General features: G+C 75.1%; 18 protein-coding genes. 12 read left to right on the forward strand and 6 right to left on the reverse strand.

The genetic code is table 11. The features are described from left to right. The first annotated feature begins 1 nt into the window (after window position 1). The 6 genes from ITX44_RS02240 to pcaDC all read left to right on the forward strand — a co-directional run bounded on the left by ITX44_RS02240 (window position 2) and on the right by pcaDC (window position 6,836). Complete coding sequence (locus ITX44_RS02240; RefSeq protein WP_205355216.1) at window positions 2-793, forward strand: CoA transferase subunit A; 792 nt, start codon at window positions 2-4, stop codon at window positions 791-793. Then, complete coding sequence (locus tag ITX44_RS02245) at window positions 793-1,464, forward strand: 3-oxoacid CoA-transferase subunit B (protein WP_205355217.1); 672 nt, start codon at window positions 793-795, stop codon at window positions 1,462-1,464. The genes ITX44_RS02240 and ITX44_RS02245 overlap by 1 nt, the downstream gene beginning before the upstream one ends. 255 nt (window positions 1,465-1,719) lie before the next feature. Then, window positions 1,720-2,493 (forward strand): protocatechuate 3,4-dioxygenase subunit beta, encoded by a 774-nt coding sequence (pcaH, locus tag ITX44_RS02250; protein WP_205355411.1) that lies wholly within the window; start codon window positions 1,720-1,722, stop codon window positions 2,491-2,493. Next, complete coding sequence (gene pcaG / locus ITX44_RS02255; RefSeq protein WP_205355218.1) at window positions 2,493-3,050, forward strand: protocatechuate 3,4-dioxygenase subunit alpha; 558 nt, start codon at window positions 2,493-2,495, stop codon at window positions 3,048-3,050. Before pcaH ends, pcaG begins: the two co-directional genes overlap by 1 nt. A gap of 673 nt (window positions 3,051-3,723) precedes the next feature. Continuing rightward, window positions 3,724-5,250 (forward strand): lyase family protein, encoded by a 1,527-nt coding sequence (locus ITX44_RS02260; RefSeq protein WP_372440818.1) that lies wholly within the window; start codon window positions 3,724-3,726, stop codon window positions 5,248-5,250. Between the two features lie 389 nt (window positions 5,251-5,639). After that, window positions 5,640-6,836 carry a bifunctional 3-oxoadipate enol-lactonase/4-carboxymuconolactone decarboxylase PcaDC gene (gene pcaDC / locus ITX44_RS02265; protein ID WP_205355220.1) on the forward strand — a complete coding sequence of 399 codons (1,197 nt, stop codon included), beginning with the start codon at window positions 5,640-5,642 and terminating at the stop codon, window positions 6,834-6,836. A gap of 24 nt (window positions 6,837-6,860) precedes the next feature. Here the strand turns inward: pcaDC and ITX44_RS02270 are convergent, their stop codons facing one another. The 5 genes from ITX44_RS02270 to glgX all read right to left on the reverse strand — a co-directional run bounded on the left by ITX44_RS02270 (window position 6,861) and on the right by glgX (window position 15,510). Continuing rightward, window positions 6,861-7,829, reverse strand: a complete 969-nt coding sequence (locus ITX44_RS02270; RefSeq protein ID WP_205355221.1) for an NAD(P)-dependent oxidoreductase — start codon at window positions 7,827-7,829, stop codon at window positions 6,861-6,863. Between the two features lie 166 nt (window positions 7,830-7,995). Further along, window positions 7,996-9,195: a glycosyltransferase gene (locus ITX44_RS02275; protein WP_236059727.1), complete on the reverse strand. Its 1,200-nt coding sequence runs from the start codon at window positions 9,193-9,195 to the stop codon at window positions 7,996-7,998. Between the two features lie 263 nt (window positions 9,196-9,458). Next, the gene (locus ITX44_RS02280; RefSeq protein WP_205355222.1) at window positions 9,459-11,684 is read right to left on the reverse strand and encodes a protein kinase domain-containing protein; all 2,226 of its coding nucleotides are present in this window, start codon (window positions 11,682-11,684) and stop codon (window positions 9,459-9,461) included. A 145-nt stretch (window positions 11,685-11,829) separates the two neighbouring features. Then, a complete protein-coding gene (locus tag ITX44_RS02285; RefSeq protein WP_205355223.1) occupies window positions 11,830-13,092 on the reverse strand; it encodes a hypothetical protein in 1,263 nt (420 codons plus the stop codon). Window positions 13,093-13,377: 285 nt separating this feature from the next. Beyond that, window positions 13,378-15,510, reverse strand: a complete 2,133-nt coding sequence (gene glgX / locus ITX44_RS02290) for a glycogen debranching protein GlgX (RefSeq protein ID WP_205355224.1) — start codon at window positions 15,508-15,510, stop codon at window positions 13,378-13,380. A gap of 174 nt (window positions 15,511-15,684) precedes the next feature. Between glgX and ITX44_RS02295 the strand changes: the two genes are divergently transcribed. Further along, the gene (locus ITX44_RS02295; RefSeq protein ID WP_236059729.1) at window positions 15,685-16,200 is read left to right on the forward strand and encodes an ATP-binding protein; all 516 of its coding nucleotides are present in this window, start codon (window positions 15,685-15,687) and stop codon (window positions 16,198-16,200) included. A gap of 187 nt (window positions 16,201-16,387) precedes the next feature. Here the strand turns inward: ITX44_RS02295 and ITX44_RS02300 are convergent, their stop codons facing one another. Beyond that, window positions 16,388-16,627 carry a chaplin gene (locus ITX44_RS02300; RefSeq protein WP_205355414.1) on the reverse strand — a complete coding sequence of 80 codons (240 nt, stop codon included), beginning with the start codon at window positions 16,625-16,627 and terminating at the stop codon, window positions 16,388-16,390. A gap of 350 nt (window positions 16,628-16,977) precedes the next feature. Between ITX44_RS02300 and gnd the strand changes: the two genes are divergently transcribed. From gnd to ITX44_RS02325, 5 genes are all read left to right on the forward strand, one after another. Continuing rightward, a complete protein-coding gene (gene gnd, locus ITX44_RS02305) occupies window positions 16,978-18,420 on the forward strand; it encodes an NADP-dependent phosphogluconate dehydrogenase (protein ID WP_205355225.1) in 1,443 nt (480 codons plus the stop codon). An 85-nt stretch (window positions 18,421-18,505) separates the two neighbouring features. Further along, window positions 18,506-18,862, forward strand: coding sequence for a PRC-barrel domain-containing protein (locus tag ITX44_RS02310; RefSeq protein WP_205355226.1), 357 nt, complete (start codon window positions 18,506-18,508; stop codon window positions 18,860-18,862). 168 nt (window positions 18,863-19,030) lie between these two features. Then, on the forward strand, window positions 19,031-19,207 hold the full coding sequence (locus ITX44_RS02315) for a hypothetical protein (protein WP_205355227.1): 177 nt from the start codon (window positions 19,031-19,033) through the stop codon (window positions 19,205-19,207). 16 nt (window positions 19,208-19,223) lie between these two features. Then, window positions 19,224-20,027, forward strand: coding sequence for a DedA family protein (locus ITX44_RS02320; protein WP_205355228.1), 804 nt, complete (start codon window positions 19,224-19,226; stop codon window positions 20,025-20,027). 230 nt (window positions 20,028-20,257) lie between these two features. After that, window positions 20,258-20,956, forward strand: a complete 699-nt coding sequence (locus tag ITX44_RS02325) for a DUF4232 domain-containing protein (RefSeq protein ID WP_205355229.1) — start codon at window positions 20,258-20,260, stop codon at window positions 20,954-20,956. Window positions 20,957-21,070 lie beyond the last annotated feature (114 nt).

The raw sequence follows: 21,070 nt of genomic DNA on the forward strand, positions 1-21,070 counted from the left end.
CGTGGACAAAGTGACCGCCGGTGCTGCCGAGGCGCTCGCCGACCTGCCCCACGGGGCGTCGGTGGCGGTCGGCGGCTTCGGCCTCAGCGGCGTGCCGGCCACCCTGATCGCCGCGCTGCACGACGGCGGCGCCCGCGACCTGCACGTGGTCTCCAACAACTGCGGAGTCGACGGCGCCGGCCTCGGCGTGCTGCTGGCCGCGGGCCGGATCGCCCGCGTCACCGGCTCCTACGTCGGGGACAACAAGGAGTTCGCCCGCCAGTACCTGTCCGGCGAACTGGAGGTCGAGCTGATCCCGCAGGGCACGCTCGCCGAGCGGCTGCGGGCCGGCGGCTGCGGCATCCCCGCCTTCTACACCCCCGCCGGCGTCGGCACCCTGGTCGCCGACGGCGGGCTGCCCTGGCGGTACGGCCCCGGCGGCGCGGTCGCCGTGGCCTCCCCGCCCAAGGAGGTCCGCGCCTTCGCCGGCCGCGACCACGTCCTGGAGCACGCCATCACCACCGACTTCGCCCTGGTCCGCGCCGCCCGCGGCGACCGGCACGGCAACCTCGTCTTCGCCCGGGCCGCACGCAACTTCAACCCGTTGGCGGCGATGGCCGGCCGGATCACCGTGGCCGAGGTCGAACAGCTCGTCGAACCGGGCGAGCTCGACCCCGACGAGGTGCACCTGCCCGGCGTCTTCGTGCAGCGCGTCGTCGCCCTCACGCCCGAACAGGCCGCGGCCAAGGGCGTGGAGCGGCGTACGGTCACCGAACCGCCCGCGGTTTCCGCCGCTTCGGGAGCGCGCGGCTGATGGCCTGGACCCGCCAGGACATGGCTGCCCGCGCCGCCGCCGAACTGACCGACGGCTCCTGCGTCAACCTCGGCATCGGCCTGCCCACGCTCATCCCCGGCCTGCTGCCGCCGGGCGTGGACGTGGTGGTGCACTCCGAGAACGGGCTGCTGGGTGTCGGCCCCTACCCCGCGCCCGACCGGGTCGACCCCGACCTGATCAACGCGGGCAAGGAGACCGTCACCCTGCTGCCCGGCGCCGCCTGCTTCGACTCGGCGCTGTCCTTCGGGATGATCCGCGGCGGCCACGTCGACACCGCCGTGCTCGGTGCCCTCCAGGTCTCCGCCCGCGGCGATCTCGCCAACTGGTCCGTCCCCGGCCGGATGATCAAGGGCATGGGCGGCGCGATGGACCTGGTCCACGGCGCCCGCCGGGTGATCGTCCTCATGGAACACCTGGCCAAGGACGGCTCGCCCAAGCTCGTCGACCACTGCACCCTGCCGCTGACCGGCCACGCCTGCGTCCACCGGGTCATCACCGACCTCGCCGTGATCGACGTGACTCCCGCCGGCCTCCTCCTGATCGAGACCGCCCCCGGCGTCCAGCCGGAGGAGGTCGTACGGGCCACCGGCGCGCCTTTGTCGACAGGTCGCCCCGACCCGCGGGCACCCCAGCGGGAGGTGGTCGTATGACCGTCGCCGGCGCCCCGTCGCCGTCCTGCCGTCCGGTCCCGTGGGCCCTCGATCGAGTCGGCCGTGCTGTTCGGCGGCTGCATCGATGCCTGGGCCGTCCGGGCCGGTGGGCACCCGAGCGGGAGGTGGTCCGGTGACCGCTGCTGACGTCCCTGTGTCGAGTTGCCGTCCGGGCCCGTGGGCCCCCGACCGGGAGGTGACCCCGTGACCGCCGCCCCGCCCGTCCGCCCGGCGTCCCCTGCGCCCGCGGACCCTGTGGAGCCCGAGGAGCCCACGCAGGCGCGGATCAGCGCCGAGATCGCGGCCGCGCACCGGGCCGCCGCCGATCCGGAAGAAGCTGCCGCCGGGCACCCGCCGCGCGCCTTCGCGCCGTACCGGAGCAGCGCCCTGCGCCACCCGAGGCAGCCGCTGGTCGCCGCCGGCGGCGATCCGGAGGCGGTCGAGCGCGGCGGCCCGGTGTTCGGCGTCACCGATGTCACCGACCTCGACGCCGACCTGACCGCCCAGCACCTCGGCGAACCCATCGGCGAGCGGATCACCGTCACCGGGCAGGTGCTCGACCGGGCCGGGCGCCCGGTGACCGGCCAGCTCGTGGAGATCTGGCAGGCCAACGCGGCCGGCCGCTACGCCCACCGGCGCGACCGACACCCGGCCCCGCTGGACCCGCACTTCACCGGCGTCGGCCGCTGCCTGACCGACGCAGAGGGCCGCTACCGCTTCACCACCGTCCGCCCCGGCGCGTATCCCTGGCGCAACCACACCAACGCCTGGCGCCCTGCGCACATCCACTTCTCCCTCTTCGGCACCGCCTTCGCCCAGCGCCTGGTGACGCAGATGTACTTCCCCGGCGACCCGCTCTTCCCCTACGACCCGATCCTGCAGTCCGTCACCGACCCCGCCGCGCGCTCCCGGCTGGTGGCGGCCTACGACCACGACCTGTCCACGCCCGAGTGGGCGCTCGGCTACCGCTGGGACATCGTCCTCGACGGCCCCGCCGCCACCCCGCCCGACCCCGAGGACCCCCGCTGATGCCGCTGCCCACCCCCTCCCAGACCGTCGGCCCCTTCTACGGCTACGCGCTGCCCTTCCCCGGCGGCGGCGAGATCGCCGGCGCCCACCGCCCCGACGCGATCACCCTGCACGGCCTGGTGTACGACGGCGCCGGCCGGCCCGTCCCCGACGCCCTGCTGGAGACCTGGCAGGCCCACCCCGACGGCTCGCTCACCGGCCGCCCCGGATCCCTCCGGCGCGACCCCGTCACCGGCGGCTTCGCCGGCCGCGGCACCACCGACTTCACCGGCTTCGCCCGCGTGGCCACCGACGCCGCCGGCCACTGGGAGGTCCGCACCCTCCCGCCCCCGCCCCAGCGCCCCTACCTCTCGATCTGCGTCTTCGCCCGCGGCCTCCTCCACCACCTCTTCACCCGCGCCTACCTCGACCCCGCCCCCCACGACCCGCTCCTCGCCGCCGTCCCCGCCCCCCGCCGCCCCACCCTCCTCACCACCCGCGAGGACGACCACACCTACCGCTTCGACATCCGCCTCCAGGGCGAGGGGGAGACGGTCTTCCTTGATTTCGGGGCCTGAGGGTGCCGGTGCCTGCGGCGCTCCGGCCGGATGGGGTGACCCGGAGGGTCCCGCGGGCCGGGCCGGTGAGGTGACTTCGGCGTACGACGGCGGTCCGGCTGTCGACAGCCGTGGCGGCCCGGCCGGTGGGGACGTCTCGGCTGATTCGGCCGATGTCGTTGGTGGGGCGGGTTCGTTCGAGGCGGTCGACACGGTTGATCGGGTGGGCCAGGTGGTGTCGGTGCGCGACGGTGGCCCGGGCGATGAGGCCGGCCCGGTGGACGATGCTGATGGCGCTGATCCGAGGCGAGCCATGGACGCGGTGGATCGGGGCGGTCCGGCCGGTCGGATCGGCGCCGTGGCTTCGAGCTCTGAGAGCGACAGGGCTGCCGTGGCCGGTCAGGGCGATGCGGCTGACTCGCTGGGGCAGGCGGCTTTGGCGCGGGACGGGGTTCCGGCTGATGAACCCGGACGGGACGGCGCGGCTGAGCCGGGCGACGCGGTCGGCCCGCGTGACGCGGCTGATCGGCTGGTTCAGGCGGCCTCGGAGCGGGACGGCGTCCCGGCTGACGCAACCGGGCAGGACGCCCCGGCCGGTACGGGCGGGGCCGCTGATTCGGTCGGCAGACTCGGCGCGGGCGCTACGGCTCTTCCTGGGGATGCGGACACCGGCGACGTCGGGCTGCTCGAGCCCGTGGCCGCGGGTGAGGCGGTGTGGGGGGTGACCGGGGATCGGGCCGTGTTGCAGGCGATGCTGGATGCGGAGGCCGGGTTGGTGCGGGCTCAGTACCGGGTCGGGGTGGCTCCACGGGGGGCCGCGGAGGCGGTGACGGGGGCGGCCCGGGCCGAGCGGTTCGACGCGCGTTCGCTGGCCGTGCGGGCGGCGGGGGCCGGGGGAAATCCGGTGATCCCGCTGGTCGCCGACCTGACCCGGGAGGTCGAGCGGCGGGACGCGGACGCGGCGTCGTACGTGCATCGGGGTGCCACCAGCCAGGACATCCTGGACAGCGCGCTGATGCTGGTGGCCGCGCGGACGCTGGATCTGATCACCGCGGAACTGCGCGCGACCGCCGCCGCACTCGGCGAGCACGCCGCCCGCCATCGCGGCACGGTGCTGCCCGGCCGCACGCTGACCCAGCACGCCGTACCGACCACCTTCGGGCTCAAGTCGGCCGGCTGGCGCTCGCTGGTCCTCGACGCCCATGACCGGCTGCTCGGCGTACGCACGGCGCTGCCCGCGCAACTCGGCGGCGCTGCGGGCACCCTGGCCGCGTTCCACGTCCACGCGGCCCACGCGGCCGGGCCTCGACGCGGGCCCACGGACGGGCCGTCGAACGGGTCGGCCGGCGGGCGGCCGTCCGAGCCGGCGGACGGCCCGACAGGGGATGCGGCGTCAGGCGCATACTCCGCGCCGGTACTTCGCGGGGACGGACGCGGCGACGACCCCGGGCTGACGCTCGCCGCCGCGTATGCCGCCGAACTGGGCCTCGCGGAGCCGGAGTTGCCCTGGCATGTGCTGCGTACCCCCATTGCCGACCTGGCCGGGGCGCTGGCCTTCTGCGCCGGCGCGCTGGGCAAGGTCGCCGCGGACGTGCTGGTGCTGTCGCGTACGGAGATCACCGAGGTGGCCGAGGGCAGCGGCGGCGGCTCCTCGGCGATGCCGCACAAGGCCAATCCGGCGCGCGCGACCCTGATCGCCTCGGCCGCCCGCCAGGTGCCGGCGCTGGCCGCTGTCCTGTTCGGGGCGATGGCGGCGGAGGACGAGCGCCCGGCCGGCGCCTGGCACGCCGAATGGCACCCCCTGCGCGAGGCGCTGCGCCTCACCGGAGGCGCCGCCCGTACCGCCCGCGACCTGTGCGAGGGACTCACGGTCTTCCCCGGCCGCATGCGCGACCACCTCGGCCTGACCGGCGGCACCCTGCTCGCCGAGCACGTCACCGCTCACCTCACCCCCGTCCTGGGCCGGGCCGTCGCCCGCGCCGCCGTCGCCACCGCCTCCCGCCGCGCCGCCGCCGATGGCTCCGGCCTTGCCGCCGCCCTCGCCCGCGACCCTGCGGTCGCCGCCCTCCTGGACGCCGCCGCCCTCGCCGCCCTGACCGACCCCGCCGGCTACCTCGGCTCGGCCCCCGCCCTGACCGACCGCGCCCTGCGCCGCACCCCGGCCCGGGCATCGGGAGGCCGGCCTATCCCTCCGGAGCCGGGCGAGGAGACGAGGGGGTGACCGTACAGTGCGCGCTCGGCGTCCGTCCGGCCGGTACGGGTTCGGCCCGGACGGCGCGCGACCACCGCGGTGGCGCGGCTCGCCATCGGCTCCAACGGGGTTGCCGTCCGCGACCTTCCCCGGAGCCGGCTGCCCGCGCTCGGTGTCCGTCCGGTACGGGCTCAGCCCGAGCGACGCACCGGCCATCACCGTGGCGCGGGGCCGGCACTGGCCCGAAGGGGGCGGGTTGCCGCCGTCTCCTGACCGCCCCCGGAACTTCCGCGCGCGGGGGCACCCCGCCGGCGTCCTCCGCCCGCGCTCACCTGCCCCGCAACGAGCCCCCGCCGTACGCATTCGCGCGCCGCGCGGGCCGAATCCCGTGCCCGCCCGCTGACCACCAGGAGTGAAGGGTGACCGATCTGCTGAACCACGTCGTGGCCGGGCCCGCCGCCGCGCCCATCGTCGTCCTCGGGCCGTCGCTCGGGACGTCGGTGCGGGTGTGGGAGGCGCAGGCGGCCGTGCTGGCCGAGGAGTTCCGGATGGTGCGGTGGGACCTGCCCGGGCACGGCGGCTCGTCGGCGGATCTGCTGCCGGCCGGGGGCGGGGTGGCCGACCTGGGCCGGCTGGTCCTGGCCGTGGCCGACGTCGTGGGGGCCGAGCGGTTCGCCCATGTCGGGGTCTCGCTCGGGGGCGCCGTGGGGGCGTGGCTGGCCGCGCATCACCCGGACCGGATCACCGCGCTCGGCCTGGTCTGCTCCTCCGCCGACTTCGGGCCGCCGGGACCGTGGCGGGAGCGGGCGGCGGCCGTACGGGCAGGTGGCATGGCTCAGCTCGCGGAGCGCGCCCCCGGCCGGTGGTTCAGCGCCGGCCATGCCACGGCGGGCCGGCTTCCGGCCGGTGCGGCCGGCCTCCTGGCGGACCACCGCGGGGCCGATCCCGAGGCGTACGCGCGCTGTTGCGAGCTGCTGGCGGACCTCGACCTGCGCGGCGACCTGCCGCGGATCACCGCCCCGACGCTCGTCCTGGCCGGACGCGAGGACCGGGCCACCGCGCCGCCGCACTCCCGGGCCCTGGCCGACGCCGTACCGGACGCGCAGCTCCTGGAACTGCCGCACGCCGCGCATCTGGCGCCCGTCGAGCGGCCCGCCGAGGTCACGGCCGCCGTGCGCCGCCACCTGCGGGTCGTACTGGGTACCACCGATGCGCCGCACGTCCCCGACCACGCCGCCGGCCTGCGGATACGGCGCGAGGTCCTGGGCGACGCGCACGTGGACCGGGCGCTGGCCGGCGCGAACGCCTTCACCGCCGGCTTCCAGGACCTCATCACCCGATACGCCTGGGGCGGCAGCTGGGCCCGCGGCACCTTCGACCGGCGGACCCTGAGCTGCATGACCCTCACCGCCCTGGTGGCCGGCGGGCACACCGAGGAACTGGCCCTGCACGTGCGCGCCGCGGTCACCAACGGCCTGACCCCGCAGGAGATCGCCGAGGTGCTGCTGCACGCGGCGGTCTACTGCGGGGTGCCGGCCGCCAACTCCGCCTTCGCGGTGGCGGACCGGGTGCTGCGCGACCTGTTCCCGGAGGGCGGGCCGGGGAACGCCGGCTGAGCGTGCCCGCCCGCCCCCGCGCGTTCAGCCTCCCGCGGGCCCGGAGCGGGACCCGGGAAGGGAGCCGGGAAATGGATCAGCACCCGGAACGGGATCCGTACCCGGAAAGGGCGGCTCGGCATAGAGCTCCGCGATGTCCTGCACGGTGATGTGTTCCATCGCCTCGCGGACGGTCGTGGCCACCGGAAGCGTACGGCCCTCGTCCTCGGCCATCAGCAGCGCGTTGGCCAGGTCCTTGCGGTGCCAGGTCAGCCGCATCAGTTCCATCTCGGCCAGGGTGCGGCTGGCCGCGGGGCCGTCGAGCAGCGCCTCGCGCAGCCGGGCCGGGGGCACACCGAGCGCGCGGCCGAGGCGCAGGGCCTCCACGACGGCGGCCAGCTGTCCCCAGTGGCACAGGTTGTTGACGGTCTTGCCGATCTGCCCGGCGCCGAGGGGGCCGAGGTGGTGCACGGTCCGGGTCCAGGGCGCGAGCACCGGGCGGATCCGCTCCAGGACCGCGGCGTCACCGCCGACCAGCAGGTTCACCGTGCCCGCCACGGCCGCGCGGACCCCGCCGGTCAGCGCGGCGTCGAGCACGTCCACGCCCAGCGGCACGGCCTGCGCGGCGACCGCCCGGCAGGTGGCCGGGGTGACCGAGGAGCAGATCAGCACCACCGTGCCGGGCACGGCCGCCGACAGCACGCCCGTCCCCGGCGAGCAGACGTCGAGCACGTCCTGGTCGGAGGGCACGGTCACCACGACGACATCGCTCGATGCCGCCAGCTCCGGGACCGACCCCGCCGTCCGCACCCCCTCGGCCGCGGCGGTGCCCATCGCGGCGGGATCCGCGTCGTAGCAGTACGTCACCACGCCCGACCGGGCCAGGAAGCCCGCCGCGGGACCGCCCATGGCGCCGAGCCCGACGAGGCCCACCGTCCGGACCGGGCCGGGGGAGCCACCGGTCCGGTCCGGACCGGCGGCAGAAGGCGGCGTGGAATCTTCGGTATGCGCCATCGTGCTCCCTCTTTCGCGCGGCGACAGGGGCTCCCTGATGGTCATACCATTGCGATGGTCTGACGCGCCAGGCCGGGTGCGGGTTTCCCCGACCCGGGCCGGCGCCTCAGCGGTCACGCGCCCGACCGGGTCCGGCCGGAGGATCTCCGGCCGGACCCGGCCGCGGTCACAGCAGCGGCTCGGGCAGCGGGGCCAGTGGGACCCCGTGGTGCACCCGCTCGATCAGCGTGCCGTAGGCGGCGATCATGCGGGTACGGCTGAACCGCTCGCGGCTGAGCTCGAACAGCCCGGCGAACTCGGGGGCGCGGGCCGCCGCCTCGGCCCAGGCGCCGGCGATCTCCACCGGGTCGGGCGCGGTCACGAAGCCCTGCCCGGCCACCAGTGCCGCACTGTCGCCGACGTCGGTGGTCACCGGTACGGCGCCGCACATCATGCCCTCGATCAGGCACAGCGGCGCCGCCTCGCCCGACTCGGAGGTCAGCGACACCACGTCGGCGGACGCGTAGACCGTCTCCATGTCCGGCCGCACCCCCAGCAGCGACATCCGCTCCGCGAGCCACGGCTCGTCGCCGAGCGCAGCGGCGATGTCGGCGCGCAGGTCCGCGTTGCCGGCCGTCATCCCCGCCCCGCACATCAGCACGTGCGCGTCGGGGTCGCGTCGCAGGTACTCCCGGGCCGACCGCAGGAACAGCGGCACGTTCTTCATCCCGGCGTAGCGCGCGGCGAAGACCACCACCGGCGCCCGGGCCGGGATGCCCAGCTCGGCCCGCAGCAGGGAGCGCCGGACCGGGTCGGGACGGAACCGCAGCAGGTCCACCCCGTTGGGGATCACGTGCAGCAGCTCCGCGGGCACGCCTGCGGCGGCGTAGGCGGCCCGGGTGGACTCCGCGCAGCACACGCAGGCCCGTACCCGCCCCGCGGCGATCCCGGCGAGCAGTGCGTCCAGCGCCGGGCCCTGGTTCTCCGGGTCCGAGCGGTGCAGGCACACCACCACCGGCCGGTAGGGCAGCCCGGCCTGGTTGAGCAGCGTCAGCGGCTGCTCCTTGAGCGAAAGGATCACATCGGCCCCGGCCGCGGCGCGCGCGGTCGCCGCCAGCTCGTCCGCGGTGAAGGTGTCGGGCGCCACCGACGGATCCAGGCCGCGGCGCAGCGCCGACACCGGCACGCCGGAGCCGGTCAGCATCCGGTAGCAGGCGTCCTCCTCCATCGGCTGCCGGGTCGCCTCCCGGTGCATCTCGCCCTGGATGCTGAGCACCGCGTGCCGCTGCAGACCCTGGTGCAGGCCCAGCACCACATCGCTGTGCAGAATGCGGGCGCCGCCCGAAAAGAACCCCTCGTAGACCGAGAGCACACGCAGTTCGCTCATAAACGCCCACCCATCGGACGTCCCGCTGTGGCGGGAAAGTGACGGAACCCTATTGACCAGCGGGTTAGCCGCGATGGGACCAGCCGAAACTTGACGGCATGTGAATTCCGGATTTCAAGCGATCGCGCGTACGGTTACGGACCCGTATGACCTCGGGAAAAGCCGGCCGGGTGACCCGGCGTGCCGGGTAATAAGCGGGTCGTGTTTTCCCCATACGGCAGCATGGCCGGTCCTCGCGCGCGGGGGAGCGCGCTCCGGTCACCTCACCGCCACGACGGGTGACCCTCCGGGACGGTGCCTGTGGTGAGGGGGCGCGCTCCTGTGCCGTCCGCGCGGACCGCCCACACCGCGGGCGTGGGAATCGGCCCGCGCACATAGGCCACCCACTTCCCGTCGTGCGACCACACCGGGTCCATCTCCTGGTCGGCAGTGGCCGCCAGCGGCCGGTCACCGGTGCCGTCCGCCCCGATCACATGGATGTCGCCCTGCGTGCCCTCGCCCGGCTTGCCGTACGCGTACACCAGCCGCCGCCCGTCCGGCGACCACTGCGGCGTGAGCGCCCGTTGCGTGCCGTGGGTGACCTGGCGGGGGGCCGTCGCACCGGCTGTCAGGTCCAGCAAGAAGACCTGCCACAGGCCCGGCTCGGTCTGCCGGCACAGCGCCATCCGCGAGCCGTCCGGCGACCACGCCGGATCCTCGCTGTCCTGCCGGCCAGTGGTCACCTGGGCCGCCGAGCCGTCCGCCACGCTCACCGTGAAGATCTGCAGTACGCCGTCCGTCCGGCGCACCACCGCCAGCCTGCTGCCGTCCGGCGACCAGGACACCCGTCCGCCCGCGGTCGCGGCGACCCGCCGCGCCCCCGAGCCGTCGGCGTTCGCCACCCACGCGGCCTGCGTGCGGTCCGGCGAGACCCGGGTGAAGGCGAAGCGCTTGCCGTCCGGTGCCCAGACCGGCAGGACGTCACAGGTCCCGCCGTCCACGATCCGCCGCGGCCGGTCGTCTCCCGCGTCCCGCAGCGCGATCACCGCGTGGCAGGGGTCCGGCCAGCCCGGCGCGGTGTCCATCCGCACCAGCAACGGTGCGGTGGGCAGCGCCGCGGGCCCCGGAGCCTCCGCCGACGTCCCGGGGTGCGTGGAGGGCCGGGTCCCGGCCGCGGCATGGCCCCCGGACGCCCACGGCTGCCACACCACCACGCCCGCGACCGCGGCGGCCACCACGAGCAGCGCCGCGACCACGGGAGCACGCCGCCGCGCCGGCCGGTCACCGCCTCGCCCCGCCGACGGCACGGGCGCCGGTGGTACGGAACCATCCGCCGGTGGTACGGACGAGGCGCCCGGCGGCGGCCCGAACACGCCCGGGGCGGGCGCGGCGGGGGCGGTCGGGGCGTACGGCCCGCCGTGGGCCGCCGGCGTGGGCGCGGGGCCGGCTGCGGGGCCGGGTGGACGGCCGGGCGCCGGTCCTTCCGGGGGCCCCGCGGGGGAGGACGGAGCGTGGGGCTGCCGGCCGTGACCAGCCGGTGCGGGTGCGGATTCGGGGTCCAGCCCCGTCCGCGGACCGTCCGCTTCCGGGGGTGCGGCCGCGGGGACACTGGTGTCGGCCAGGTCCGCGGTGGCCGGAACGGTCGCCGGGGACACCGTACGCAGCAGCGCCGTGGCGTCGGCCGGGAGCCAGGCGCCGTCGGGGAGGGGCCGGGCGGTCAGGCGGGTCAGGGCGTCGCGCGGGCCCGGGCGGTCCGCGGGGGACTTGGCGAGGCAGTCGGCGATCAGCGGCCGCAGCGCGTGCGGAACGCCGGTGAGGTCGGGCTGCTCGTGGACGGCGCGGTAGTGGCGCGCCGCCGACGGGCCGTCGCCGAACGGGGCCGCGCCGGCCGCCTGGGCCAGCACCAGGCCGAAGGCGAACATGTCCACCGCCGGGGTGACCGGGGCGCCGGTGAGCTGCTCGGGGGCCAGGAACCCGGGTGTACCCACCTGGAACCCGGTGCGGGTCAGGGTGGTGCCGTCCAGGGCGCGGGCGATGCCGAAATCGATGACCCGCGGCCCGTCCTCGGCCACGATGATGTTCGCCGGCTTGAGGTCGCGGTGGATCACGCCGGCCCGGTGCACGGCCTCCAGCGCCTCGGCCAGGCCGGCCCCGAGCACCCTCAGCGTGTCCGTGGGCAGGCTGCCCACCCGGGCCAGCACGTCGGCCAGCGTCGGGCCGGACACGAAGGCCGTGACCAGCCACGCCGGATCGCCGTCGGGGTCCGCGTCGACCACCGGCGCCGTGTGGAACCCGCCGACCCGGCGGGCCGCGGCCACCTCGTCGGCGAACCGCCGCCGGAAGCCCGGTTCGCCGGTCAGCTCCGGCCGGACCACCTTCACGGCGACCGCCCGCCCGGAGAGCGAGCGCCCGAAGTACACCACGCCCATGCCGCCCTGCCCAAGCCGTCCGGTGAGCCGGTACCGGCCCTGCCCGACCGACGTGGGGTCCCCCGCTTCGAGCGGTCTCATCCTTCCCCCTCCGCCACCACCCCGCGTGACGGCACCTCCCTACCGTCGCCTGCCCACCCCGTCAAGCCGTGCCCCCGGGCCGGCCCCACACCCGTCCCACCCGTCCCCGTCGCACCGCCGGTCCCGCGCGGGACCGGGTCCGGCCTCAGTGCTCGGTACGTATTCGTCGCCGGACCACCACCAGCAGCAGCCCCGCGGCGATCAGGGTGCTGCCGCCGGTCAGGAACGCCATCCGGGGTGTGCCGCCGGACACCGCCAGCCGCTCCGGGGCGGTGGTCGGTGCCGGTGCCGGCGTGGACACGGTGGGCGAGGCGGGCACGGGGGAGTGGGTGGCCGCCGGACGGGTGCCGGCCGGGGCGGTGGGACGCGTATGCGTCACCACCGGAACCGGCTGGGTCCGGGTCGGCACGGCGGTCGGCGGCGGCGCGGGCACGGACACCGCGTGACTGACCGACGTCCCCTGGCCCAGGTCCAGGTACGGGTCGGCCGGTGCGGACACCGAGGTGGTCGCGGTGCCGTCGGCGGTCGCGGTGAACGTCACGGCGAACCGCCCGTCCGTACCGGTGCGCGCGATCCGTTCGACCGCCGTGGCGCCGTTCACCCGGTAGTCCACCCGTACCCGCATGCCCGGCAGCGGCAGCCAGCTCCCGTCCGGTGTGCCGGCGGACGGCGTTGCCCCGGTCGCCGGGTCGCCGGTGCCCGCCGTGTCCGCCGCGGCCGAGCGCTCCAGCACACCCTGGACGGTCACCGTCCGACCCGCGATGCCGGGCGTGCCCAGCGCCCAGTCCACGGTCAGCCGGGCCTTGCTCGGGGTGGCCGTCACCGTGAGCCGTGTCTGCGCGTCCCAGTCGCCGAAGCCGCCGCCCTCGCTGCGACGCAGGGCGAACACGGTGATGTCGGTGGGTCCCGTCGCGGCGGTCGGTCCGGCCGGCAGCCGGGCGGGGCCGAAGGAGAAGTTCCCGGCCTCGTCCGTGGTCACCGTGCCCAGCGGGTCGAGGCCGTCGGTTCCGGCGCCGTCGAGCGGCTGGGCCGGCCCGGCCGCGCCCGCCACCAGATCCACCGTCTGCCCGCCGGCCGGCACGGTGGGCGCGCCCGGCACGGGCTGCGTCACCAGGGTCCCGGACAGGCTCACCGTGCGGTGGTCGTAGTCGGTGGCCGCGGGGTCGGCGGTGAAGTCCGTGAAGGAGTACGCCGATTGCGTCGGCGGTCCGGGCACCGCGCCCGCCGGAACCGCGGGGCACAGCAGTAGCGCCAGCACGCCCAGCACCCCCAGCAGCAGGGCCGGCCGCGCCCGCCCGTGGCGCGGCGCATGCCCGTACGCCGGCCGCCCCCGCCCGCGCAGGACCGACCGCTCCCGTATCCGGCCCGCCGCCCGCGGCCACCCGCGGCGCACGGCGAATGGTGACATCGTGCCTCCCCCTGACACTGTGTTGGACGGTTCATCGCCCACTGACGTTGTGCCCGGAAAGGGGAAATCCCGGTGATCCGGGTGTGAACCACCGCCCAACGCCCTGCGTGCGCCGTGGTCGTACGGACACACCCGGGCCGCCCCTCCCGCATCTCCAACGAGCGCGGCCCCGTGCGGTGACGGTCCGCCTGCCCACGGTATGCGCCGGTGGGCCCGGCTCCGTCGCGCCCCCGGGCCGGCCGACCGCGCGCTCGCCGGGCCGGCCGCGCCCGATCGGCACCACCATCAGCGCCGGATCAGCACCACCAACGAGCGGGCCTCGGCCTTCACCGTGTCGCCGGGCCCGAGCGGCGCACCGCCTGCGGGCCGACCGCCCCCGACGCCGTCACCCGCCTCGTGCGGCTCCACCGCGGTGTCCACCACCACCTCCCAGTGCCGCCCGAAATCGGCCGCCGGCAGCGTGAAGGCGACGTGCTCCCAGTGGGCGTTGAACAGCAGCAGGAAGGAGTCGTCGCGGATCGGCCGCCCCTGCACGTCGGGCTCGGAGATGCCGTCGCCGTTGAGGTGCACGGCCAGGGCGTGGGCGTCGGGGCGCTGCCAGTCGGCGACCGTCATCTCCTGCCCGTCCGGGCGCAGCCAGGTGATGTCGCCGACCGCGCCGTCCTCCCGCCGTCCGCTGAAGAACCGGCGGCGCCGCAGCACCGGGTGGTCCCGGCGCAGGGCGATCAGCCGCCGGGCGAAGTCCAGCAGGGCGCGGTCGTGCCTGCCGAGGTCCCAGTCCACCCAGGACACCTCGTTGTCCTGGCAGTAGGCGTTGTTGTTGCCGCCCTGGGTGCGGCCGAGTTCGTCGCCGTGCGAGATCATCGGCACGCCCTGCGAGACCATCAGGGTGGTCAGGAAGTTGCGCTGCTGGCGGGCGCGCAGCGCCCGCACCGCCGGGTCGTCGGTGTCGCCCTCGGCGCCGCAGTTCCAGGACCGGTTGAAGCTCTCGCCGTCCCGGTTGTCCTCGCCGTTGTCCTCGTTGTGCTTGTCGTTGTACGACACCAGGTCGTGCAGCGTGAAGCCGTCGTGGGCGGTGACGAAGTTGACCCCGGCCCGCGGCCGCCTGCGGTCGCCCTCGTACAGGTCGGCCGAGCCGGTCAGCCGCGAGGCGAAATCCGCGAGCGTGCCGTCCGCGCCGCGCCAGAAGTCCCGTACGGTGTCGCGGTACGTGCCGTTCCACTCGCTCCACAGCGGCGGGAAGTTGCCCACCTGGTAGCCGCCCTCGCCCACGTCCCAGGGCTCGGCGATCAGCTTGACCCGGCTGACCACCGGGTCCTGCTGGACCACGTCGAAGAACGCCGACAGCCGGTCCACCTCGTGGAACTGCCGGCCCAGGGTGGCGGCCAGGTCGAACCGGAAGCCGTCCACGTGCATCTCGGTCACCCAGTAGCGCAGGCTGTCCATGATCATCTGGAGCACCATGGGGTGCCGCATCAGCAGCGAGTTCCCGGTGCCGGTGGTGTCGAAGTAGTACGCCGGGTCCTCGTCGACGAGCCGGTAGTAGGAGGCGTTGTCGATGCCGCGGAAGGACAGCGTCGGGCCCAGGTGGCTGCCCTCGGCGGTGTGGTTGTAGACGACGTCGAGGATCACCTCGATGCCGGCCGCGTGCAGCGCCTTGACCATCGCCTTGAACTCGCCGACCTGCTCGCCGCGGCTGCCGGCGGCCGCGTAGCCGTTGTGCGGTGCGAAGAACCCGATCGTGTTGTAGCCCCAGTAATTGCGCAGCCCCCGGTCCAGCAGGTGACCGTCCTGCACGAACTGGTGCACCGGCATCAGCTCCACCGCCGTGACCCCGATCCCGGTCAGGTGCTCCAGCACCGCCGGGTGGGCGAGCCCGGCGTAGGTGCCGCGCAGGTGCTCGGGCAGTGCCGGGTGGCGGCGGGTGAGTCCGCGCACGTGCGCCTCGTACATCACCGACTCGTGGTACGGGCGGCGCGGCCGCCGGTCGCCGCCCCAGTCAAAGGCCGGGTCGGCCACCACGGACAGCAGGGCGTGCCCGAGGTCGTCGCCGTCGTCCGGCACGGAAGGGTCGCCGGCCCGGTAGCCGAGCAGCGACGGGTGACCGTCGCCCTGGCCCTCGACGGCCTTCGCGTACGGGTCCAGCAGGAGCTTGGCGGGGTTGCAGCGATGGCCGCGCGCGGGGTCGTACGGCCCGTGCACCCGGAATCCGTACCGTCGGCCCGGGCCCACCTCCGGCAGATACGCGTGCCAGATGAAACCGTCGACCTCCTCCAGCGCGACACGCTCCTCGGCGCCCGAATCGTCGATCAGGCACAGCTCGACTTTCTCGGCGACTTCCGAGAACAGGGCGAAATTGGTGCCGGAACCGTCGTAGTCGGCTCCGAGGGGAAACGGATGTCCGGTCCATTTCTGCATGCGCGACCCTTACCTCGGCGGTGGCCTTTCCGGGGTGCTTTCCCCGTTCCGCGCGTCTGCAACGGCTCCCGGTGTGCGGCGGCGGCTGGCGCGGTACGGTGCATGGCACCTCGCTGCGCGGGTATGCGCCGGGTTGGCCGTATTCCGCTGAACGACAGAACAGGGGCGCACCGCATGAGGACCGGGAGCACGCCGACCGCCGTGTCGGGCCCGTGCGCCGGGATGGCCCTGGACGGGGAGAGCACTTCCATCGCCGCCGCACGCGCCTTCACTGCCCGCTTTCTGGCGCAGGCCGCCGCCGAGTACGGCGTGACGGCCGGCCGCCAGGCCCTGGCCGACGCGCAACTCGTGGTCAGTGAGCTGGTGACCAATTCGGTCAAGTACGCGCCGGGACCGTGCGCGGTGCGGCTGGAGATCACCGGCGGGAGACTCGAGGTCACGGTGTGGGACACCGGCACCTCGCTGCCGGAGCCCCGGCCGCCGGAGCCGGGCCGGGTCGGGCAGCACGGACTGGAGATCGTCCTGGCGCTGTGCGAGGACGTCGAGGTGCGCAGCGCCCCGGTCGGCAAGCGCATCACCGCGCGGGCCGTGCTGACCGCCGGGCCGGCCGACGGGTCGACGGGCCGGGACGGGTCGGCGCCGGCGGGATGGCACAAAGCCCCGCAGAAAACCGGGGCCGAAACTGCATGAGGCCCGCCGCGTCGGGCAGGCGAAGCTGTAGCTCCCGCCTGGGGACTGGCGGGAGTGCGGGCTTCGGCCGGTGGTTGTCCGAGAGGCAGGCCGGAGCCCCGCCCGGTGGCGTAACCCCCCCCGCGCTGCCGGGCCGCGCCCGGCCGCCACTCGCCCCCCAGCACGGCGGCCGGGCGCCCACTCTTCCCTAGTGCGTGCTGATGTCGGCGCAGGTGGTGCCGGGGGAAGGGTTGAGCAGGGCCAGGAGGTCGAGCGAGTCGCCGCACAGGTTGAGCGGCAGGTCGAGCGGGACCTCGAGGACGTTGCCCGACAGAACGCCCGGCGAACCGAAGGCGGCACCGGTGGCGCCGGAGTCGGCCACGGCCATCCCGCCGCCGGCCAGGACGAGTCCGGCGGCCAGCGCCGCCACCGCGGCGCCCTTGCGCATGAGCTTCACAGGTACTCCTTAGCTACGAGTGATCGTCGCGGCGGCGGGCCACGGCCGTGACCGGCCGCCGCGATCATTGAGGGCCCCCGGGCCTGCCCGCTCGTGGCTGCCACGCCGCACACCGCCTCCGCAAGTCCCCCGTACGGTGGAGTGCGCGACGCGACCGTCGGCCGTGTGTTCCCCCGGCGCCGGACCCGGACCGTGCCGCACCACACCGACCAGGGCAATCGACAACAGGCCGCGCGGACGGGTGGCGGGCACAATGGTCGGGCAGGCGGAAGAGCGCCGGCCCGCACGGGGCCGGGCGCCGGGGCGGCGGCCCCGGACCGTGACCTGGGGAGCGACCTCGTATGAGCACATCCGCGGACATCGGCGTCACCGGGCTGGCCGTGATGGGCAGCAACCTCGCCCGTAACTTCGCCCGCAACGGCTACACCGTGGCCCTGCACAACCGCACCCCGGCGCGGACCACCGCCCTCGTCGAGCAGCACGGCGACGAGGGCGCCTTCGTGCCCACCACGAGCGCCGAGGAGTTCGTCGCCGCCCTGGAACGGCCCAGGCGGCTGATGATCATGGTGAAGGCCGGCGAGCCGACCGACGCGGTGATCCGCGAGTTCGCCCCGTTGCTGGAGCCCGGCGACGTGATCATCGACGGCGGCAACGCGCACTTCGAGGACACCCGCCGCCGCGAACGCGAACTGCGCGAGCGGGGCATCCACTTCGTCGGCACCGGCGTCTCCGGCGGCGAGGAGGGCGCCCTCAACGGCCCGTCGATCATGCCCGGCGGCTCCGTGGAGTCCTACGCGTCGCTCGGCCCGATGCTGGAGAAGATCGCCGCGAAGGCCAAGGACGGCGCGCCCTGCACCACCCACGTCGGCCCGGACGGCGCCGGCCACTTCGTGAAGATGGTGCACAACGGCATCGAGTACGCCGACATGCAGCTCATCGCCGAGGCGTACCACCTGCTGCGGGAGGTCGCCGGATACACGCCGGGACAGATCGCCGAGGTGTTCCGCACCTGGAACCGCGGCCGCCTGGACTCCTACCTGATCGAGATCACCGCCGAGGTGCTGGCACACACCGACGCGGCCACCGGCAAGCCGTTCGTGGACGTGGTGGAGGATCAGGCGGAGCAGAAGGGCACCGGGCGCTGGACCGTACAGATCGCCCTGGACCTCGGGGTGCCGGTCTCCGGGATCGCCGAGGCCGTCTTCGCCCGGTCGCTGTCCGGCCACGCCGGCCTGCGCGCCGCCTCCCGCGACCTGCCGGGCCCGCACGGGGCGCCGCTGCCGCAGGAGCACGCCGCCGCCTTCGCCGACCAGGTCGAGCAGGCGCTGTACGCGTCCAAGATCGTCTCCTACACGCAGGGCTTCCACCAGATCCAGGCCGGCAGCGAGACCTACGGCTGGGACATCGACCTCGGCAAGGTCGCGGCCATCTGGCGGGGCGGCTGCATCATCAGGGCCGCCTTCCTGGACCGCATCACCGCCGCCTACGACGGGCGCCCGGACCTGCCGAGCCTGCTGTCGGACCCGAAGTTCGCCGATGAGATCGGCGGCGCCCAGGACGACTGGCGGCACGTGGTGAGCAGCGCCGTCAAGCAGGGCGTGCCGGTGCCCGGCTTCTCCGCGGCCCTGGCCTACTACGACGCCCTGCGCGCGGAGCGGCTGCCGGCCGCCCTCACCCAGGCCCAGCGCGACTTCTTCGGCGCCCACACCTACCGGCGCACCGACCGCGACGGCGCCTTCCACACCCTCTGGGGCCAGGACCGCTCCGAGGTGAGCGCCGGGTGACGGTGTGTACCGGTGGCCGGGCCGGGCAGGCGAGGGTGTGAAGGGCACCGGCCGGTAGGCCGGGGAGACGCGAGGAGGTCACATCATGATCCGATCCGCAGATCTCCGCGAGTGGCGCGACCATCCCGTCGTGGACGAGGAAGGCCGCAGGATCGGTGTCCTGGAGGCGGTCTACGTGGACACCGGTACGGACCAGCCCGCCATGGCCACGGTCCGCACCGGTCTGCCCACCCGTCACCGGCTGGTGTTCGTGCCGGTGGACGACGTGACCGCGGGGCCGGACTACGTACGCGTGCCGTACCAGAAGGATCTGGTGAAGTCGGCCCCCTGGATCGGGACGGACAGTGTCCTCCCGGTCGAGGACGAGGAGGCGATCTTCCAGTACTACGGCATCGCGTACCGGCCCGGCGCGGTCGGGGTGCGGCAGCTCGCTCGCAGGTGACCTTCCTGCCGTGGGAGCGGGCGAGCGCCCCGCCGTGGCCCCGCCCCGGTCGTACGGTCGGCCTGGCCGCGCCGAATTGACGGGACATACTGGATATATCGGACGGACCGGGCGGGCTCGACCAGCCGGGCGGACCGGCGACCGGGCGGGCCGGAAGGAGGCCGGACGGTGAACGTGTTCCTGTTCCTGATCATCGTGGCGTTCGTACTCGGCCTGATCGGCGCGGCGGGTGGATTCAGCTGGTTGCTGGCCCTGGGCTGCCTGGTGTTCGTCGCCGACCTGGCCTACGGCTGGCTGATGGCACGCGGCCGGATCCGGCCGTCCGGCCGCCGACCGGTCCGCTGAACCGGCGCGACCCGGCATGCACAGCATCACGAACTGGCTGGCGGGCTCCTCCGGGGCCGTCGTCTACGCCGTCGTGGGCGCCCTCGTCTTCTGCGAGGACGCGCTCTTCTTCGGCTTCGTCCTGCCCGGCGAGACCGCGGTGGTCCTCGGCGGGGTGATCGCCAGTCAGGGCCGGGTCTCGGTGTACTGGCTGGCCGTCGTCGTGGTGTTCGCCGCGATCGCCGGCGACACGGTGGGATACGAGGTCGGCCGCCACCTCGGTCCCCGCATCCTCCAGACCCGCCCGCTGCGCGGCCACGGCGAGCGCATCGGCCGCGCCCAGGACCTCATCAAACGGCGCGGTCCGGCCGCGGTCTTCCTCGGCCGTTTCATTGCCTTCTTCCGCGCCCTGATGCCGGCCCTCGCCGGGATGTCCGGCATGCGGTACCGGGTCTTCCTCGCCTTCAACGCGCTGGGCGGCCTGGTGTGGGGCGTCGGCTTCACCCTGCTCGGCTACTTCGCGGGCAGCGCCTACAAGCAGGTCGAGAAGACCGCCGGCACCGCGGTCGCCGCCACCGTGGCCGCCATCGTGATCGTCGCCCTGATCGTCTGGCGCGTCCGTCGCAGGCGCGCGGAACGGGAGCAGGGGCAGCAGGGACAGCAGGACGAGCGACAGGACCAGAGCGACCGGCAGGACACGTCGGACGACGGGTCGGGGGACACGTCGGGTGAGGCGTCGGAGGACCAGGGCAAGCCGGCCGACCGGGGTCCAGGTGGAAACGGGCGCGGAAACGGGGGCGGTAAGGGCCGCAACCGCAGCGACAGCCGCAGCGAGTCCTGACCCGACGGGGCGGCAGCTACCCGGACACGGCGGCCGGACCGACCTGTCCGGCTCCGGCCGCGCCGGAACGCCCTGGTTCGGGGCAATGCGTACCGGTCCGTGACGTCCGATACGCACGTCGACGCGGGAGGCGTACGGCCGTACGAGCGACACCAGGGGGAATGTGCGAGTACGGCAACAATGGGGGCGGGTGAGGTTCGAAGCCCGTGCGCGGCGAGCACTCGATGAACATGCGAACTTCCTCCGTGCACACGGGGTCCGGCCGCCGCCGGGCACCGGCCCTGGCCGCCGCGGTGACCCTGCTCGCGCTGGCCGCCGCGGGCTGCGGCAGCTCCTCCGGCTCCTCGTCCGCCTCGGGCCCCTCCAGCACCCCGCCGGACACCGCCACGGCCACCACGCCGACGAGCCCGGCCGCCCCCACCGACAGCGGGACCACCGCCACGTCCCCCGTCACAACCGGCGCCCCCGCTCCCTCGACCGCCGCGCCCGGCGGCACACCGGCCACCTCCCGGCCGGCCCCCGCGCCGGCCGCGTCCGCCCGCTGCACGGTCACCGATCTGAAGCTGCGGCTCGGCCGCGGCGACCCCGGGGCCGGGCAGATCTACTTCCCGCTGACCTTCACCAACATCACCGCCCACGCCTGCGTCCTGGACGGCTACCCCGGCGTGTCCCTGCTGCGCGGCGACGGCAGCGTCATCGGCCGGCCGGCGGCACGCGAGCCCGGCCGGGCCGGCTCGATCCGGCTCGCCCCCGGCAGCACGGTGCAGGCCGATCTGCACACTCTCAACCAGGGAGTACGGGAAGGGGGTTGCTGGCGCACCCCGACCTTCGTCAAGGTGTACCCGCCAGGTTCCACCGACGCCATGACGCTCGCGGTCGGCAGCCCGGTCGTCTGCGGCGACACCTTCGACGTCGGACCCGTGCACTGACCCCCGTCCCCGACCCCGCTCCAGACGGCCCTGCCCCCGACGCCACGCCACCGCCCCTTGTCGCGGAATCCCCCTGCGCGCACCCGCCCCTGTCCGTCGTCGCTCCATTTTTCC

The organism is Actinacidiphila acididurans (assembly GCF_016918855.1).
Taxonomy (GTDB): Bacteria; Actinomycetota; Actinomycetes; order Streptomycetales; family Streptomycetaceae; genus Actinacidiphila; species Actinacidiphila acididurans.